General features: G+C 64.4%; 10 protein-coding genes and 2 pseudogenes. 5 read left to right on the forward strand and 7 right to left on the reverse strand.

Annotated features, from left to right (window positions below; translation table 11 throughout):
• Positions 1-262 precede the first annotated feature (262 nt).
• The 5 genes and pseudogenes from MLGJGCBP_RS45770 to MLGJGCBP_RS45790 form a co-directional block, all read right to left on the reverse strand.
• Positions 263-712, reverse strand: a complete 450-nt coding sequence (locus tag MLGJGCBP_RS45770; protein WP_201453174.1) for a hypothetical protein — start codon at positions 710-712, stop codon at positions 263-265.
• On the reverse strand, positions 709-2,805 hold the full coding sequence (locus MLGJGCBP_RS45775; RefSeq protein WP_201453173.1) for a hypothetical protein: 2,097 nt from the start codon (positions 2,803-2,805) through the stop codon (positions 709-711). Before MLGJGCBP_RS45775 ends, MLGJGCBP_RS45770 begins: the two co-directional genes overlap by 4 nt.
• On the reverse strand, positions 2,802-4,724 hold the full coding sequence (locus MLGJGCBP_RS45780; RefSeq protein ID WP_160098369.1) for a hypothetical protein: 1,923 nt from the start codon (positions 4,722-4,724) through the stop codon (positions 2,802-2,804). The genes MLGJGCBP_RS45775 and MLGJGCBP_RS45780 overlap by 4 nt, the downstream gene beginning before the upstream one ends.
• Positions 4,724-6,187: a site-specific integrase gene (locus tag MLGJGCBP_RS45785; RefSeq protein ID WP_160098367.1), complete on the reverse strand. Its 1,464-nt coding sequence runs from the start codon at positions 6,185-6,187 to the stop codon at positions 4,724-4,726. Before MLGJGCBP_RS45785 ends, MLGJGCBP_RS45780 begins: the two co-directional genes overlap by 1 nt.
• 241 nt (positions 6,188-6,428) lie before the next feature.
• A pseudogene (locus MLGJGCBP_RS45790) lies at positions 6,429-6,957 on the reverse strand (pyridoxamine 5'-phosphate oxidase family protein).
• Between the two features lie 611 nt (positions 6,958-7,568).
• Between MLGJGCBP_RS45790 and MLGJGCBP_RS45795 the strand changes: the two are divergent.
• The 4 genes from MLGJGCBP_RS45795 (at position 7,569) to MLGJGCBP_RS45815 (ending at position 12,619) form a co-directional block, all read left to right on the forward strand.
• On the forward strand, positions 7,569-8,783 hold the full coding sequence (locus MLGJGCBP_RS45795) for an IS110 family transposase (RefSeq protein ID WP_160098365.1): 1,215 nt from the start codon (positions 7,569-7,571) through the stop codon (positions 8,781-8,783).
• 517 nt (positions 8,784-9,300) lie between these two features.
• Entirely contained in the window at positions 9,301-10,284 is a 984-nt protein-coding gene (locus MLGJGCBP_RS52655) for a DUF3024 domain-containing protein (RefSeq protein WP_236581308.1), read from the forward strand.
• A gap of 420 nt (positions 10,285-10,704) precedes the next feature.
• Positions 10,705-11,523: an SDR family NAD(P)-dependent oxidoreductase gene (locus MLGJGCBP_RS45810; protein WP_160098363.1), complete on the forward strand. Its 819-nt coding sequence runs from the start codon at positions 10,705-10,707 to the stop codon at positions 11,521-11,523.
• A 76-nt stretch (positions 11,524-11,599) separates the two neighbouring features.
• Positions 11,600-12,619, forward strand: coding sequence for a GAF domain-containing protein (locus tag MLGJGCBP_RS45815; RefSeq protein WP_160098361.1), 1,020 nt, complete (start codon positions 11,600-11,602; stop codon positions 12,617-12,619).
• A 296-nt stretch (positions 12,620-12,915) separates the two neighbouring features.
• On the opposite strand, the gene MLGJGCBP_RS45820 is transcribed toward MLGJGCBP_RS45815, so the two are convergent.
• Both MLGJGCBP_RS45820 and MLGJGCBP_RS45825 read right to left on the reverse strand, forming a co-directional pair.
• Positions 12,916-13,470, reverse strand: a complete 555-nt coding sequence (locus MLGJGCBP_RS45820; RefSeq protein WP_160098359.1) for a hypothetical protein — start codon at positions 13,468-13,470, stop codon at positions 12,916-12,918.
• Positions 13,471-16,009: 2,539 nt separating this feature from the next.
• Entirely contained in the window at positions 16,010-16,504 is a 495-nt protein-coding gene (locus MLGJGCBP_RS45825) for a helix-turn-helix domain-containing protein (RefSeq protein ID WP_160098357.1), read from the reverse strand.
• 1,447 nt (positions 16,505-17,951) lie between these two features.
• On the opposite strand from MLGJGCBP_RS45825, the pseudogene MLGJGCBP_RS45830 reads away from it, so the two are divergent.
• Positions 17,952-18,496 (forward strand): annotated as a pseudogene (locus tag MLGJGCBP_RS45830) (hypothetical protein); the annotation flags it as partial.

Genomic DNA, 18,496 nt, shown 5'->3' on the forward strand with positions numbered 1-18,496 from the left:
CCTTCTCTCATACAACGGCGCTAACATCTTTTAGCAGCTATCACCCAACACTTGGGGGAAGTGACTCGGCGCGGCGACCAAACCGGATCCCCAAATCCCAGGTTGTGTAGGTTCCGCGACGCGGTGTTCTCCAGAATCCGTATGTCTCATGAGACATTCGGATTCCGGCGCCGAGACTGGTCAATGAGGGATTCGTGCCGGCGGTCGGATCGCTGCCCCGACAGGCTCGTGAGACGTCGCTTACCTGCTGAAGGACTCGGCGTCAGGCGCCGCTGCGGTGAGCGTCGAGGGCGACGAGGTGACCGCGGTGGTCGAGTTCTTGACGGAGCAGTGTGTTGTCGTGATGCAGGGCGGCGATCGCGCTAGCTGCGGCGTCCAGTCGATGGGACAGTTGGGTGCATTCGCGTGTCTTGTCGGCGAGGGCGGCGCGCAAGGCGGCGAGTTCGTCGTTCTTACGGGCCTCGCCCGGCGTGAATCCGTCGCAGGCGGCGACGCGGGCGTCCCATTCGGACATGATCTGGGTGGCCCGGTTCATGGTGGCACGGCTGACGTCGGCCTCTTTCCAGAGGTTGTCCTTGATCAACCGTCCGTCGGTGCGCTGCGGCCGCCCGGCCATCAGCCGATCCATGGCCTCGCGCAGGCGTTTGGCGGTGCCGGCCGACACTCCCTCCTCGGGCTTGGCCTCCTCTGCGGCCTCGGGGATGGTGGTCACGCTTGTTCCTTGTCCGTGTGGGTCTTGCGGATGACAGCATCGACATCGCCCAACTCGCGCTGCAGCACGGCTTTGCGGCAGGCCGACAGCCCCGGTGTGTCGATGAGGGTGAGCAGGGTTTGGCGCTCCGAGGCCCAGATCGGCGCGTGTTCGGGGCCGATGACACTGTTGGCGCATCGATCCGGACGGCACCGGTCTTGTAGCGGGCCTTTGTGGCCTTCGGGAACGACGGCGTTTTCGAGACACGCCGCGCCGACAGGGTTGTTCTCGTCCATAACGCAGTGGTTGAGAACGCCGAACCGGATGGAGAGCCGGGCTTTGCGCAACATGGCTCGTTCGACGATCGCGTCGCCACCTCGAGCTTGCACCGTCTGTTGAATGCCGCTGAAGGCTTGCGTCATCCGTTCGGCGCCGGGACCGTAGCCGATCGGTTCCCCGGCCTTGTGGGCTCGGTAGAGGTCCTCCACTCGTCGGAACCTGGCCGCTTCGATAGCCGACTCCAAATGCTCGGCCCAGGAGCTGTCCGCGTTGGCGTAGCCCTGGGTCGAGCGATTGGCCAGCGCCCTGGACGCGATGTGTTTGAGCTGGATGCCCAGGGCGATCTCGCTGCCGGGGAAGTGGTCCGTCAGCATCGCCATCGTCCGCCTGAACATGTGCGGTCGCGTCTTGCCCGGCGGGATCTCCTGCAATCCGGTCCCGGCGCGGGTGGTGTTGACGTGGGCTGCGAATGCCTCCAGCATCTGGTGGCTGCGAGAGACATCGGCAGATTTGCGGACCATGGGCGGGAAGAGCCGGTCGTGCCGTTCGGACAGCCGCTCGGCAACAACCACGGCTTCGGCGACCGGTGCGGTGATCCACCAGTGCTTGATCGGCAGATCGGGGTCGTGTTTGCCCTTGGTGGACTTGATGGCCGGTGTTCCGTAGTACTCGACGATCGAGCCGGGAGCGATTTCGTGGATCTCCGAGTCACGCATCATGGACAAACCCACGACCAGCACGTAGCAGGCGTTACGCAGCATGCGACGTTCCAGTCCAATGGCGCGAGGGGCGAGCCCTCGATGCCAGGGGGTGCTCGTGCCGTCGCCGCGCTGGACCTGGGCGAGGTCGTCGATGACGCCGGTCGTGGTCCGGTGGCCGCTTGAGACAGCGTCCTCGACTCTGGCGATTCGCTGCCGGCCGGTGGTCCGGTTTCGGCCGAAAATAGTTGCGCCACAAGAGTGATCCCAGCCAAGCATCAAGGTCAGCAACGACCAGTTCACCTCACCGCGATCCTGGCCGGCGTCGTAGGGTCCGGCATGAACAGGGATCGGGTTGGCGGGGTCGGCCAGCCATGTGGTCAGTCGCGCATCTTGATCGCCGGTTATCTTCTTCGTCGCGTTGCCGACGAGCTCCTGGTAACGCTGGTGCGCTCGCAGGATGTCGGGAGCGAAAGTGTGAACGTAGGTCCAGGCGGCACGGATCAACGGAAACCATTGCTCCGGCGGAATCGCGGGAGTGGACACGACCGCGGCCACGGGAGTTTGCGATGCATCACGGGCACTTTTGCCTGCCCAAGGGTCCGTTCGGAGTCCTTCGCCGGTGAGGGCGGGACCGTATTGGTGCAGCATTTTCAATGTGCCGATGTAGTGCCGGACGCTGCTGCCGGACAGCTGCTCGCGCAGGTCGCTGACAAGGCGCCGCAGGTCGTTGTCTTGCCAGGAGGCCAGTTCCGGCGGCAGCCCGTTCGCCTCGGCCCATCTGGCCAGCCGCCGGAGGTGGCTCAACTCGCTGATCACCGTGGACGGGTTCGCCGGTGTGGGTTTCAGGGAAAGCCCCGCCGTGGTGACCGCCGGGTGGCGCGGGTTGAGCATGACCATGCTCAGTTCACGCGCCAGCAGATTCCACGGCGGCTCCGCTAATTCTTGGGAGAACACCAGCGTCCAGGCGGCCGCATAGAGCCGGGCCGGTCGGCTGATGACGCCGTTGAGGTTCCATTCCCGGGTCTCGCCGAACTGCGGCACCCGCGCGTCGGCTAGCAGCGGGTGGGACTGAATGACGGGTTCGTGGGCGTCGAAGGCCGCGCTGGACTGGGCGCTCGGTCGTTGGATGCTCAACTGTCGAACTCCACGTTCGCGGCCAGTGGCAGATGCAGACCGGCCTCACCGGCATCGATGTGCTTACGGGCCAAAGCTTTCTCCTCATCCGTGCGCTCGGCCAGGACGGCGAGGAGATTGGTGTGACTCTGTCCCCACAATTCACCGAAGTGCTGCGGAGACAGTCGCATCCGGAGCCGGTCGAGGTGGTCGGCGAACAGCAGAAGCTGAGGCAGGTCGCTGGGCAGCACCCAGGCGTTGCGGCATTCCAGACAACGCAGCGGTGCCACCGGGCACAACTCTCCCGACCGGCCGTAGGGCGAGTTGTGGGGGTCCGCGCACTGGGTCAGTCCCATGTCCAGTGCGCCCCGTCGGATGTCCTCGGCTTGCCGCGGGCTCAGGCCCAAGGTCTGCGCCTGATCCGGGGCGTCCAGCACGTCGGTGGAGGTGGTCAGCACGGTCGGTCCCTCCAACGCCTTGGTGAACCAGTGGTCCTGGGCGGTGGCGATCACCTGGCCCGACATCACGCGCAGGGTCGTGCCCTGCGCGTAGTGGCCCCGGAACACCTCCTCGTGGTGATCGTTGGCCGTGTCGGCGATGCGGCCACCGAAGGCGATCGCCTTCTCCACCTTCGTGGATTTACGCAGTCGACGAATGTCGGGCGCCCCGTCGACCGTCACGTCCGCGGCGGCCAGCCAGTTCACAAACCGGGACCGGGGAAGGTTGTAGTCCCATCGCGCGATGCGCAGCTCGTAGTCGGCCGCGACCGAGGCTGCCAGGAACAGACGTCCGGCGTCCGGTGCTCGTAGCCGGAGCTGCTCGGTGACGCGCATGAGACGCCGGATGATCGCGCCGACTTCTCGGTGGGGCCGGTCGGTGAAGTCGACAGGCTCGCGAACCGTCGTTTCCGGAAGAGTCTCGGTGCCGAAGGTGCGGTGCCGCACCTTCTGAGCCCGCTGCTTGGTCAGAGTCAATCGAACGCCCGAGGGCAGGAACTCGACATCCTCATCAGTCAACGCGGTGACCTCCTCGGATGTGTGCCCGGTGGCCGCCATAAGCAGCACCCGATAGGCGTGCAGGTCGAGGTGACCGGGATAGAGCTGGCGCACCAGCCATCGCACGAGCATCCCCTTCGCCCGCGCCGCGTAGACCGGTTGGTCGGGATGTTCGATGCAGGCCCGCAACTCGGGCGGCCACCGATGGATCACCGGAAGGTTGTCGCGGATGTCGAGTGGGCTGACCTGTTGACGGGACAGGCCCCAGAGCAGATTGGCGACGTCGGTCCAGCCGTGCTCGGCCGGGTGGCGGCCCTGGGCGGCCGACGCCCATCCGTCGGAAAGGCGGGAGTCCAGTTGATTCGCCCAGGCCCACGCCGCCCGAACGACGGCGCGTTTGTCCTTGCGGGAGAACTCGTCGACTTCCTGCGTGCTGCCCGCAGCCACTCCGACCTCGCCGTCGACCAGACGACGCAGATGCGGGGCCACCGGTCGCTGATCGTGTTGTGCGCGTCGGGCGATCAGTGCCCGCACCATCGCCGCCAGGGTGGACGGCGTCGTCGAGCCCGCCCGGTAGTCGGTGGGAAGGGTTCGTTCCCACTCGGCCAACACGGCCGCGATATCGGGGTGCTGTTTGGCCAAGCTGGCCTCGTGCGCGTCCTCGGCGAGCAGGAAGTCGACCTTCGTGCAGAAATTGCGTATCGCTTGCCGGCCGACGGCGGCCGACGCGCCCGAGATCCTGCTGATCTCGGCGTAGTCGACCCACTCGTCGGCCAGCTCCCCGGCCAACCCGGCGCACCGAAACTCGTGGGGGCTGAACGTGACCTCCCGCGGTATGCCGGTCCGGTCCAGTGCCCGCACCAAACGGATACCGATCCGGTCGACCGGAGCCTCCGGCTCGGCGACCGCAGCGAAGTCGTGTTGGTGGTCGCCCCGGCGAGGCATCAGCGCTCACCCCCCTCGACCAGCACGTGACGGGCGATATCGGCGTAGGTGTCGCCTTCCTGCACCGTCCACTCGGAGAACGCGGCGTCCACCGCGTTCATCGGATCGTCGCTGTATTCCAGATAGGCGTACGTCGTGGCGGGGCTCGAATGTCCAAGTCTCCGGCTGACGATCAACAACGGGTTGTGCTTGATATGACCGCCCAGGTAAGACATGTGGCGTCGACGCCGCGCCACCGCGTCCGGTTCGTCGCCGTCCATCTGCTGTTCCAGATAGGACAACAGCTGCAACGCAAACGTATGCCTGGTGTCGTGCCATCTCCACCGCCGCCGAGGCAGCAACGGTGCACCGGGAGCATCGGCATGAACGCGCATCCGCGCCCACGCGTCGCAGCGGATCCGATACCAGGATGAAGGCCCGAGCATCTGACCGCCGTGGCCGACGAACACCGCCAGCGGCTCGACACCATATTCATTCTCCCGCATGCTGATTCGCCGCAGGTCCGGCCCCATCGCAGACATCACGAACGTCCGGCGCCGACCGTCCAGGACACCGCGCAGCGTCCCGGCCTCGTGATCGATGTGGTCGACGACGAACAACTCCCGGCGTCGACGCGCCAAGGATTTCGACGAGGCGGCGACCAGTTCCGGACGCTCCACCAGCAGAAAGGTGTCCACCGCGTCCAACGCTCCGGTCGGCACGTAGATCTCGCGGTACTTGCCATACTTCGCGCAGGCCTGCACCGGGAACTCCACAGATTCGCCCGGTCGACGCCGACCGACACCGAGTTCGGGCAGCAACACCGTCGACCACTCCGCCGGACGCATCCCAGTGCACAACGCCAAGTCGGCGGCGGCCCGACCACGGAGCGGCGCTCGACCACGGAACACAGTGCTGGCCTGTGAATCCGGCAGCTGCCCGCCCAGGCCGACGTCGCGGAAGTAACGGTATTGCGCCAAGGTCATGTGGCGAATGTCCATGCCCCGCCGCAGTCGGGGCGCCAGCGGATTGCGTCCCCTGTGGGATATCCGCAGCGGTCGGTGACGCAGGTGGCCATGCTCGACCAGCCATCGGTAGAGCTGGTTGAGCAACTGGGCCTCCTTCCCCCACGTCGCATCGCCGACTGGCTTGTCCTGCACCTGTGTGCGCAGAACGCGGTACGCCCTGAAGTCGGATTCGGTCGCTTCGAGCAGGCCCCGGTCGCGGGACCGTAGGAAGTGGACGAACCGCCGCACGATGTAGGCATACTCGCGCAACGTCTTGGCGTCCTTCTCCTCGTAGACCAGATGTCGGAACCACGAGCACAAAGGCTCGACCGGCCGCATCGTCAGCTCGTCGAGGAACACCGGTGTCCCGGCCGGGATCGCTCGATACTCGAGCAGCCGAACCACGTCGGCCGAGTCCACACCGTGGCCGTCCAGGTGCGTCCGAAGCAACGACGGATCCACGAACGACAGGAACACCCGATCCTCCTCCGAGACGACGGAGGACATAGATACACGAGCGCTACGACACAGCGATCACTCGGCACAACACAGACAGGAGGCCGATGAGACAGATTTCAACCCTGAAAAGAAGCGGTGTCACTTTCCAAATTTCATGTCACTCGCGTGTCACTTTCCAGGTTTCGTGTCACTCGGGACCACTGGATGCGTCCCCACGGCCGGGGACATGCGGACTGGTTCCGATGCGGTCGGTGCTGGATCAGGACCGGGTCGCCGCAGCGAGCTTTGCGATGTCGCTGGCGTAGACGGTGGCCAGTGCGGATGCAGCCGGTAGTAAACCACGTCGTTGTCCCAGTCGAAGGAGTCATCACCGTAGAAGCCTTTGAAGTAGGCGAGTAGGTCCGGCCAGTCTGCGGCCGGCTCCGCGTCGTGGGGGTTGAGATTTCCACAGTGCCGTATGTGAACACGCCGAGGTCTTCCCCGCGCATGTGCGCGGCGCTGACGGCGGGCCGGGCGGCGAGGTGGCGGGCCTTGGCCGCGCCGCGCGCCGTGCCGAAGTGCCACTTTCCGTGCAGGAAGTGCCCGTCCACACCGCTGATCCGTGGTTCACCTTTGGCGGTGACGGTGGACAGGGCGAGGGTGCACATGCCGGTGATGACCTGGGTGAGCTGCTCTGCGGTCAGTGTGCGCTCGGTGTTGATGATCGAACGCAGGTGGGTGGTGGAGCGGGACAGGGAGTCGTCGAGGAGGGCCTGCAGTTCTTTGAGCTCTTCTGGTGTTTCGCGCATGGAGGTCCTTGTCTGTGGTTGCGTCGATCCGAGGTCCGGCCCACGTCCACGATCGGCGCCGAACGGTGGAACCATGCTTGCACTAAGACCCTGACATCTTGTGTCAGCTATTTTCGTCTGTCTTGCGGGGCGCCAGAACTCATGCGCGGTCGGCTGGCCGGCGGTTCGAATACTTCAGGTGCGATCCACTGACCCTCGCCAGTCACAATCACTGACCGATCGACGATCGCCTTAAGGGATAGCGGCCGGCTGAGGATTCCGACAAGTTCGTCAGAATCATGCACTGACACGATCTTGAAAACCCGCAGGTCGGAGGCGCCGAGAAGTGACACCGAGACGTGGAACCTAATGGGAGTCGATCAGCGAGCCTTCGACACGTAATGGATCAGGAGGGGGAAGCTGATCACCGAGCCACCGGTCGGTGAGCACCGCAGGAACCTGAAGCGAGAGTCGATTCCTGACTGTAGAGCGTGCCCCGGCCGGTTGGTGAGGTCGCCTGTAGCGCTGATGGGATGTCGTGCCAAGTTCGAGCACTGGTCCATTAGGTCGAAGCCGGGTGTCCTTAGGCTCGAAATAGGTTGAGCGAGAACCGAAGGAAGGGGCGGTGATCGATGATCTTCATCGGCGACGACTGGGCCGAACAGCATCACGATGTGTATCTGATGGACGAGGCCGGGCGGCGGCTGGCATCTCGGCGGCTCCCCGAGGGACTGACCGGCATCCGGCAGTTGCACGAAATGGTAACCGAGCACGCCGAAGAACCAGGTCAGGTCGTGGTCGGCATCGAAACCGACCGCGGCCTGTGGGTGCAGGCGCTGACCGCCGCCTGCTATCAGGTGTACGCAATCAACCCGCTCGCGGTCGCGCGCTACCGCGACCGGCATCACGTCTCGGGCGCGAAGTCCGACCCCGGTGACGCCAAGCTGCTCGCGGACCTGGTGCGCACGGACCGACACAACCACCGCCCGATCGCGGGCGACAGCCCGGACGTGGAGGCGATCAAGGTCCTTGCCCGCGGACACCAGAATCTGATCTGGGCCCGCACCCGGCAGACCAACATGCTGCGCTCGGCGCTGCGCGAGTATTATCCGGCCGCGCTGGAGGTGTTCGACGACCTGCACGACCGCGACACCCTGGCCGTCCTCGGTCGTGCCCCGACTCCCGCCGAGGCCGCGCACCTGACCCTGCCGGCGATCCGATCCGCGCTCAAAAAGGCAGGTCGGCAACGCAATCTCGACGGTCGGGCCCGCGAAATCCAGGCCGGTCTGCGGGTCGAGCACCTCACCGCGCCGGCGCCGGTCGCTGCCGCGTTCGCCGCCACCACCCGCGCTGCGGTCGGTCTCATCGTCGAGTTGAACCGGCAGATCACCGAACTCGAGGCCGAACTGGCAACACATTTTGAGGCACACCCGGACACCGACATCTACCGCTCCCTGCCAGGACTTGGTGTTGTGCTCGGCGCCCGGGTGCTCGGTGAGTTCGGGGATGACCCCGATCGCTACACCACCACCAAGTCTCGCAGAAACTACGCCGGGACCTCCCCGTTGACGGTCGCGTCCGGCAAGAAACGCGCGGTGCTCGCCCGCCACGTCCGCAACCGGCGCCTCTACGATGCCGTGGATCAATGGGCGTTCTGCGCATTGTCGTCCAGCCCCGGCGCCCGGGAGTTCTACGACCAGCGGCGTGATGCCGGCGACCTGCACCACCAAGCGCTCCGCGCCCTCGGCAACCGCCTCGTCGGCATCCTCCACGGCTGCCTCCGCCACCGCACCCACTACGACGAACACATTGCCTGGGACCACCGCCGCACCACCCGGGCTGCTTGACGCCTTACGGCCCTGGGATGTCTACAGGTTGGGTTGTGTTGTAGGTGTCGAGATGCAGCGAAGATTAACAAGCTGACCCACTTGTTTAACAAGGGCGACATCGGTCGTTGATCGGGTCTGAGCTGCATCGATGCCCTGAATGCGGCCACATGCTGGTTCGGTTCTTGTTAGATTTGCTGCTAATTCCCTTGTGGTGGTGACACGCCTACACGACGAGCGCAGACGGCATGCCCGGGTCAATGTGCAGCGGCGTGTTCTGCCAATCTTCGTTGCATCTCGACAGTCGCAGGTTCCGCGGAGCGGTGTTCTCAGAATCGGTATGCCTCATGAGACAGGGAACTCTGGTGTCGAGGCTGGTCAGCGAGGAGATCGTGCCGGACGGACGGATGGCTGCACCGACTGACACGTGAGGTGTCCCTACCAGCTGAAGGACTCGCGATTACGGTGGCCGGCGGTGATCGCCGACGGCGACGAGTCGACCGCGGTGGTCGAGACCTAGTCGAGTACCTTCTGCAGGGTGCTCGTCACCGATCTGCGTCATTTCCTCGATCTGCCGGACGAGGTCCCCGGGCCTGCCCGCCGTCTCGCCGAGCAACTGTACGACCTGGTTCGCGCCGCCACCGCCGGTGACACCGGTACCGCCTGGGTGAGCGCGCTGCCGTGCCGGCGACGTCCCGGCAACCGCCGCTGCACCGGCCGGATGCTCGTTCTCCGCGCCGCTACCGAGGGCCCCATCGCCTCGGAATGCAACACCTGCGGCGACGCAGGACGCATCAGCGACTGGGAGGGCTCACCGTTCGATCTCCGACGCGCTCAACCGACGGAGATCGGCCCGGTGCACCACCTCCGCATCCCCGACGAGGTGGCTACGACCCTGCGCGGCATCATGCTGCTGGACACCGACTGCGAACGCGTCGCCTTCCGCGCGTATGTCGACGGCGACGACACCATCCTGCCGGTCCCCGACACCGGCCTCGAGGAACTGATCGGGTACGTGGCCGCCGACGCCAACCATGAACCGAACCGGCGCCGCCAACAGCGCCTCGACGCCGCGTTCACCGTACTCAGTGAGGCCGCCGAGAACCCGCACAGCTCACCGTCGGCCCTGGTACCTGCCGGCGACAGCACCGGCGCTGTGCCGCCGCGGCCGGGACCGGCGGTTCCCGGTCTGCCGGAGCTGGATATTGCTCGGGTGCAGCGGTGGTGCGGTGCCCGCGTTCCCGAGCACGCCCGGCATGAGGTCCGCCTCGAATGCGAGATCGCGGCGCGACATCTGACCATCGTCGAGCGGCGCGCCCCCTGGTGCGATGACGTCGGGACGGAGTGGACCAGCATGCCGATCGCCCGGCTGCGCTACACCAAGGCCACCAAGACCTGGAGTCTGTACTGGCGGGACCGCAATCTCCGCTTCCACACCTACGACCGGCTCCCGCCGTCGCCGCACCTCGAGACCCTGCTGACCGAACTCGACCGGGACCCGACCTGCATGTTCTGGGGCTGACGAACCCCAGGTGCGTCCGATGGGCGGGTGCCACATCGAATCCCGCACGAGGCGACACTTCGGGGTCACCCGCGAGTTGTGCACCATGACGCCGTACGACGTCCGCAGGCCTGGGCGGCGGCGTTCGATGCCGAGTTCGACGGCATCCGGTACCAGACGCGGTTCACCACCGTACCGACCGCCAATGCTGCCGCTGTGTTCGGTCCTGTCGGCGGGGCCTCTTTGGCCGGTGGACCCCGGCCGGAGCCGAATTCAGGCACCGACCAGACCATTTGGTTGGGCTATGAGGCTCCCAACGTGAAGCATTCCAAAGTGCATGAGAGTCATCACAGTGCGGCGACGACGGTTTCGATAGAACTATGGACCCATAGACATTGGATAGGGTAAGGGCAGGGATGCCGCCCGAAACGAGGGGAACAGATGGGCTACTTCGAGGGTCGTGTCGTCGCAATAACAGGAGCCGGGGCGGGAATTGGACGCGAGCTAGCTCTACAGCTGGTTCAATCTGGCGCACATCTGGCGTTGTCAGACTCGTCGGAGTCTCTACTGCTCGCTACCGCTGACCTGTGCGCAGACGGTCCCGGAGACATCTATACGTCGGTTGTCGATGTGACGGATCGAGCTGCGGTACTTGCCCATTCAGCAGATGTCGCTTCTCGATTCGACCGAGTTGACGCTCTGATCAACAATGCTGGCGTACTTTTTGCCGGCGACGTCCTGGACACTACCTTCGAGGACTACGAGCGAGTGGTCGACGTTGACTTCTGGGGAGTCGTCAACGGAACGAAGGCCTTCCTTCCACACGTGATGCGTTCAGATCGAGGGCACATCGTCAACATCTCCTCGGCCTTTGGGTTGATGGCCGCTCCGTCGTATTCCGCCTATAACGCGGCCAAGTTTGCTGTACGGGGTTTCACTGAGTCGCTCCGCCAGGAGATGGCCCTCGAGGGACATCGCGTAAAGGTGACATGCGTTCACCCGGGTGGAATTCGGACCACCATCGCGCGCACTGCTAGGCACGCGGCAGGAGTAGACGGGACCGAACTCGCTGATTCATTCGAGCGGCGTATAGCGAGAACAGATCCGAGTGCCGCCGCTCGGACGATCCTCCGGGGCGTTCAACGCGGGTCTGCGCGCGTCTTGATCGGCGCAGACGCCAGAGCGGTCGACATGGTTACGCGAACACTCGGATCGCGCTATCTGTCCATCCTGCCCGCCCTGAAGAAGCTTGGTGCGTAGCTGGACGTTCGACCTGAACAGCGTTCAATCCGGACAGGCTAGGATCTCCTCGTTCATTCGGTCGGGGAGGTTTTGGATGGCGACAAAGTGGTTACTGGTAAGTACGTTCGGGGGCGCGGTGCCGTCGATTGTGGGACAGGGCCGCACACCCAAGCCCTTCGTGCCGTTGGAGCAAGTGATCAAGAGCAGGCGGTCATTTGCAGATGCGACTTCGGCGATCACTGAGGTCATGGCCAACCCGACAAAGGTTGACAGGCTTTCCAGTGACGGCCGTCGCCGGGTTATCGCGGACCCCTTGTGCACATTCGAGGGCCGACTTCACGCCATCTATCTGTGGGCCGGATTGGCTGAAGAGAAGGTTGCACAACGCGATCCGGCTGGAGCCTGGTACTTCAATCTCACCGACCTCAAAGTCAGTGGTAGCGAGGATCTTTTCGACTTGTATGGGGTAGCACCCGAGAATCGTCGATCTGAGGCTGCAATGGCTGGGGCGTTCGATCGGTTGGATACCGGCGTCGACGAGGGGCAAGCACTAGCCAAGATCGTTCAGTCGACCCCGGGGATGGAACACCAGGCGGTGTGGACGGTCAAACGCGACGACGGCGACCGCCGTGCTGCGCATTTCTCGTGCCGCGCTGTTGAGGAACGGCCCGATCCGAACCGCGATCGGAAGGTGGTGATTCTGAGGGGTGTTACACATGACATAGGTCCGGCGGACGATGTGCCGACTGCACCGCCGCCGGTCATTCTGGAACATCGCGTCTTGGAGGCCAAGTTGAAGCCTGGTGAGTATCTGGCCTACGTGGATATCAAGAAGCTGAGCCTGATCAAATGGCGAGGCAACCCGATGCCCGGGATTGCTTGGGAAGGTGGGGTAGGGGAGCCGACGCCGGCGATGCACCCGGATGACGTCGCGGTTGCGCGGCGTCTATCTGCAGAACTTGCGCGTGGTAGCACCTCTGGTGTTGTTCGCTTTCGCGGGCTCGATGGTGAGTGGAAGCCATTGCACCTTGAGGTCTCGTTGATGGTCTTTGACCAGCACACGACTGGTGGACTCGTCACCGTGTCGGCGGCGCCGCCGCCGGGACATCTGTGACTCTTCCTCGCTAGCTCTCGATCACCTGCCGGCACGGCGCCGAGTTCTCGACGTACCTGCGGCTAGGCTGCGCTCGGGTAGCTTAGCTAGCCCGACAACGGTTTCATCGCCCGTTTGGGGCGGCGGCACATACGGCTGGTGCCACGATGAGAAGAATGCGTACCGATCATCGGCGCAACGGGCATCAGTTCTCGGATGGAGCCGGTCATTTCCGGCTCGCCCGGGCGGGGCTAACACGGCTGCGGAGCCCATCGAGTCTCATTGTTCGCGTGGAACTGGAAAGGATTTATCAGTCACTATTGGCGGATACGAGTGTTGGTGCGCGCTGGGCCGTGGATGGTGACACCGCGTTGCGCTATGGCGTGGGCATTGTCGTGAAGAAGTATTCGGCTGTTGTCGGTGGCGTGGACGGTGGTGTGTCCCTCGGCGTGGACGGTGACCTGGTCGTAGGCGTGGATAGTGGATTCGTCGGTGGCGCGGACTTTGGCTCGGTCGACGGCGTAGACGATGGATTTGTTGCGGGCTTCGACCTCGGTGTCGTCGAAGGCTTCGATGATAGCGATGGTGTACGCGAAGCAGCGGGTGTGTCCCTTGAGCTGCACCTGCGCCGCGTCGGTGACGACGATGGCCCGCGACTTCGTCTGGTGGTGCGGTGTACTGCCGGTGATCCGCAGGGTGCCGGTGCCCTCGAGGTCGTGGAGTTCGAGGATCTGCTCGGGCGGGGCGTCGATGACGACGGTCTTCGCGCCCTGGGCAAATCGGGCGACGACGTCCGTGGCGGTGCGGCACGGAGTCCGAGGTGCGCGGCACTGTTGCTTGCGTGTACGTGTCGAGGTGGTTGGGCGCCTCATGCTCGACAACCTAGCCGCGATCGCCGCGCGAGAGCGGGTGCCGCGCGGGAGGCGACGAGTTCGGCACATGTGAGCTATCGCGGCGACATTCGTCGATGCCGTCGATCGTGCTGTCATGCCGCGGACCGACCGGTGGAATTGATCTGAGCCACAATGGCCCGGGCCCTGGAGTAGTCCGCCCCTCCGTTCGATCTGGTGGGGAACCTGCCGTAGCGGACCCTCGCCGGCGCCGAAATGGGGAGCGCAAGCGCTCCGGTCGAAGTATTCCGACGCGTCCCCCGCTTCTTACCCCGCGTGGTTCTCCACTCTTGCTCTTCGTTCCACCAGGTAAACAGCTCGCGGTCTACCAGATGTCGGGAGGCACGTCGCGCGTTGAAGCCCGCAACCCCAAGGGTCTGCGCGGCCATCTCGAACACCCGCAGCAACTCCTCACCGGTGGCATTCTCAATGAGCAGCCCCGCCGAGTGCAGGCGGGTGAGTGCCCGCTGGATGAAATCTGTGCCGTAGCCAGTCTTCTCCGCCAATCCGTCCAGGCTCTCGACCCCGGACCGGTAGTACCAGTGGACACGTGCGGTTGCCCCACCGAGCCCACCGCACCTCGACGGACTCCATAGATCGTGGGTGTGATGGGGGAGGAGTGTGAGTCCGGGCCCAGGAGCGGGGGCGGGTTCCCCTTGTGTTGCATGAGAAGTAGTCTCTACGCCCACATCAGGCGGCTGGTTGAGGGTCCACCGTGCAGCTCGCGTCCCGGCGCTTGGAGTGGTTAGCGTGACCCAGCCTTCCCGTGCCAGCACACGAAGCCTGCGCGAGACCGTGGAGGCATCGAGAGCGCACGTCTGTCCCAGGCGGCGGCAGTCGATGTCGAGGACCCGAGTCCGGGCAGCGCGCGCTAGCGCGGTCAGTGCGTGCAGGATCCGTTCGTCACTTGCTCCTCCTCGTCGCCCCCAGTGCGCCGTTGCCGATGCAAGGGCATACTCGATGTCGTCGAGTTCGTCGTCGATCGGTTCCCGTGGCGCCTGGCTGAAGCTAACGGTGAAGGTAGCGGCCCGGGCAAGGGCGCGGGACCATTGGCGTTCGGTGTCGTCGCGGCCGCGGGCAGCGTCCTCACGAAGCCGAATCAGACCCGGAGCAGTGGCAACGGCGGCGCGGGCGTCGTCGAGTGTGTGTCCGGCGCGAGCCATAGAAAGAAGGATGGTGTGAGCGAGGGCACTGCGGTCCGCCCCTTTAGACGGCACCGTCGCGAGCAAAGCCACGGTTCGGTGGGGTAGCGGCCGCCGGGGTCGGTCGAGTCTCGGACCCGCAGCATCCTCAATGATCCGCTGCGGCCGCCGTCGTTGTTCCTCGGGTGGTGTAGCGCGCGCGACATGGGGATGCTGCGCGAGGAGCCAGTTGACGACTTCCGGCGTCGTCCCGCGGCTGACACGATCGAGAGTCTGCTGCAACTCTGCACCGGCCAGGTGGGGCACGGACCGTCCACCGTCGCGGTGTGGTGCGCCTGGAGGCCGCACAACTCCCATATGAGGTTTGCTCAGGGGTGATGTGTCGAAGGTGGCATAGTGCCGTCCGAGCACGTGGTTGAGTTTCCCGACAGCGGCCAGGTCAGCCCCGTCCTCGCCAAGTCGGAGCCAGATGTGTTGGCCCCCCCGGGGCCCGGAGTGCGCACGCAAGTAGTGGACGCCCAGGTCGTCGAGGTGTCCGGCGAGGCGGTCCGAATCGCTACGAGCCTGATCGGCGCCAAAACGGGACGAATCGAAGTCGAACGCCAGAAGCCGAAAGCGCTGGCCCGAGTCGGCGAGATAGATCGCCCAAGGAAATTCCAGCTGCTGCGGGGGAATGGAGATGGTGGTGTCGTAGCTATGTTCTCGTTTCGGGTCGACGCGGACACGCCGCCGCGGCGACCACATGCGGGTGCAAGTGTCGTAGAGCAGTTGTGTGCTGTCAGTGTCACCACTTAGCGGGGTGACACGCGCATGAGTTATTAGACCTGCATCAGGGTGTGCGCTACCCTGGGCTCTGTCCAGCAAGACAGTCCCTCCGGGGAAAAGCAGTACAGAGAATCGAGCGGCAAACTCGTTTCTCGACCAACTTCAAAGACCCAATGCCCTCGGCCCTGCCCGGTCGGGGGTTTTTTGGCTAGTTGGTGTGATGCACTACGTGGTGTGTGTTCGGTTGTGCGGCGTTAAGGCCGCCATCGCGTTTACGCGGAAAGTTTCAGCACCTCCTGGTTGGTCTCCTGAACGAGCTGGGTATGGCCGGTAGCGGCTGCGAGAAGATCTGCCAGGTACTGGCTCATATTCACACCCGCTGCCATCCGCCTACGTTCGAGCTCCTCGAACACCACGTCAGGGACTCTGCTGGTTACGCGAGTCCGGCCTCCCTTGTATGGGTTTCCCATTCCCTTCTCCTTCCCTGACCGTCCAACTTCGGACCCCAATCAGGATCCGCACCAAACCTGTCACAAGTTGGGCAGATAACGATGAAGACACGCCGTCGAACGATCTCAGAGATGCGCGAATCCGTGCTTTAGTTGCGTGATTACTTATAGGTTCTTCGCGCGTGTCTCGCGCTGTTCACATCCGCGCTTCCACGCTTCTGCAACGATTCGCTTGTCGACCCCATAGAGCTCGGCGATCTTGGGCACAAGGTCATCGCGGACCGGCTTTGCCCCGTTCTCGATCTCGGCCAACGTAGTGGCCCCGATTCCGAGCTGGGCGGCTGCGTTTCGTTGATTCAGCGCTGCCCGCACTCGAAGGTCGCTCATTCTGAGTTTGCCAGCCGGAATCGGCACGAGCACAGAGATTGACGTGTCTAGGGCTTCGGCAAGAAGACCGAGCATTTCCGGTGCCGGCCTTGACCGTCCAGTTTCCCAGGTCGAGACGGCCTGACGGGTTGTACCGATTCGGGCCGCGAGATCGTCCGGTGTGAGTCGTGCCTTCACACGTTGTTCGCGGAGCTTGTCACCCCGGAATCCTCTGACTCCGCTGCGAGGCACTTCATCAACTCCCGGGGTCCGGCCACTTCTGTATCCGACCATTGTTGCCCTTCCCGGAGTGAAGTAACGCGCTGACAAGCCCTATAGTTGCGTGTTATTGTTGCGACGATCGTCGCCGCTTCGAGCGGCCGAGCTCAGGGGTAGGGGCGGGAATGAAAAGCGTGAATAGGTTGCGCGCAGAAGCTGCCGCGGTTTATGATCCTTCCGCGCGCCCCACCGGGGAGTCCTGCGGCCTTGTACACGTCGGGTCTGCTTGTAGCGCAAAAGGTGATGCACACCGTCTATTTGGTGTGCCCTTTGGACTCCCGGGGGCGATCGTGTCGGAAACAACTAAGACAAGGTGTGGCTCGTGCAGAGTCGCACCTTCGCGTGCTTCTGACGCCCACAATCACCAGGTCACCACCACCGCGACCAGCGGTTCGGCTCGTCGAGTTTCTGAAGTCGAACGGGCTCAGACTTATTCGCTCCGGACAGAATTCCGAATTCCCAAGACTTCCACTGTGCGGTTGAACTTCTGCCCAAGTCACCGCTCAGTGGTCTCACTTCGCAGCTCGTGGCTCGCACGCGGGCCAACTAGTGCTGCGCAGAAAACCCCAGATGCGGTGATGATTGGCGTCCTCGCCCGCACCTGGGGTTCTACTCCCAACAGCGTTTCAACGCGTAAACGTCCACGCCGCAGGATCTCGGATCCCCGCGGGCCATTTCTGTACCCAGTTGGAGGCTCCGATGTCTTTGGGTGCCCACATCCACCCGACCACTAATCGTACTGCTGCCCCGTTTTCGTTACAGGCCGATTCCACCGAGTCCGCTCCTCACGTTCCGATCTCGTGGAATGAGGGCGGGCGGCCGCTCGGCGTCATCGCACATTGCGCTGGTCGGGCGCCTGGTTACAGGTGCTACAGCATCGGTCTTCCTGGGTTTTCGACCTGTCCCGCGGGCCACTCCTTGGTGCCGTATTCGTCACCCTGGGTCGGCGTTCAGCCCGTCGTCTAACTCGCTGACAGATTCCCAATTCAATTCTCCATTAAGGATTTCGCGATGTTACTCGTCCTTCTGATCACCTTGCTCTTCGGTCTCGGCGGGGCCTTCCCTGGCTGGCCAGCCTGACCGTTCGCCTCACGGCCGGTCGAGGGCCAGTCAGCCTCCTGCCCAGCTTCCAAAGTTGTTGTTATTCAGATATTTCCGATTCGTCTTCGGCACCTGCGGTTGCACAGAGGTGCACCGCAACGGCGTTTCCTTCGAGAGAAAGCGAGTAGTGATGAGTAGATCAGGTGGGGGCCGGCATCGTCGGCGGGCGGAGCGGGCAGCGGTGTGGTGCGCGGTTCCTGTGGCGCTGTGCGTGGCATGTGCGGGTGTGGCGCAGGCAGCCCCGTCGCAGCCGGGTACTGGTGGTGGGATTCAGCCGGGTACCGGTGGTGGGAGCCAGTCGGGGACGTCCGCACCTGCTCCTGAGCGTGAATACCTGCCTGGTTACATCCCTTCCCCTCAGGTGCAGAACGCGGAGTGGCGTTCGTACGAGGACTTCGAGCAGGGGTACTCGCAGCCGACGTATGTGGAGCCGCAGTACACCCAGCCGGTGTATGTGGAGCCGCAGTACACCGGGCCGGCCTATGCGCAGCCGGAGCAAACTGTGCCCGCGCCTGCCCCGGCTGCGCCGCCTCGCCCGCCGATGGTGCAGCGACCGGGTATCGCTCCGATCCAGGCCCCGCCGAACACACTCCTGCTCGGTTCTGCGCTCCTGCCCCGGCCTGATGTCATTCCGGAGCGGGAAGCCCAGCAGGTCAACAACACACTGTCCGCGTTGCAGGCCGATGGCGGAAACCTCGTCACTTCTCTCGGTGTGCCGACGAAGCAGGCCGACCGGCTCGCGGCGGGCACGGTGACCGGAGTCGTGGTTGGTGGTGCAGCCGGCGCGCTGGCGGTCGGCGCACCGGCCGCCGTCCTCGGTGCGGCGGGTGGTGCAGTCATCGGCACCGTCGTCGGTATCGGGGTCGGCACGACGCTGGCGACGGTGTTCATCCCGGGTGTCGGCCT

The sequence above is a fragment of the Rhodococcus sp. T7 genome, from assembly GCF_009872365.1.
Taxonomy (GTDB): domain Bacteria; phylum Actinomycetota; class Actinomycetes; order Mycobacteriales; family Mycobacteriaceae; genus Rhodococcus_F.

Coding starts and splice junctions, on each gene's coding strand:
- MLGJGCBP_RS45780 (WP_160098369.1), bottom strand. CDS start 4,724: ATGCCTCGCCGGGGCGACCACCAACACGACTTCGCTGCGGTCGCCGAG.
- MLGJGCBP_RS45795 (WP_160098365.1), top strand. CDS start 7,569: ATGATCTTCATCGGCGACGACTGGGCCGAACAGCATCACGATGTGTAT.
- MLGJGCBP_RS45810 (WP_160098363.1), top strand. CDS start 10,705: ATGGGCTACTTCGAGGGTCGTGTCGTCGCAATAACAGGAGCCGGGGCG.
- MLGJGCBP_RS45815 (WP_160098361.1), top strand. CDS start 11,600: ATGGCGACAAAGTGGTTACTGGTAAGTACGTTCGGGGGCGCGGTGCCG.
- MLGJGCBP_RS45820 (WP_160098359.1), bottom strand. CDS start 13,470: ATGAGGCGCCCAACCACCTCGACACGTACACGCAAGCAACAGTGCCGC.
- MLGJGCBP_RS45825 (WP_160098357.1), bottom strand. CDS start 16,504: ATGGTCGGATACAGAAGTGGCCGGACCCCGGGAGTTGATGAAGTGCCT.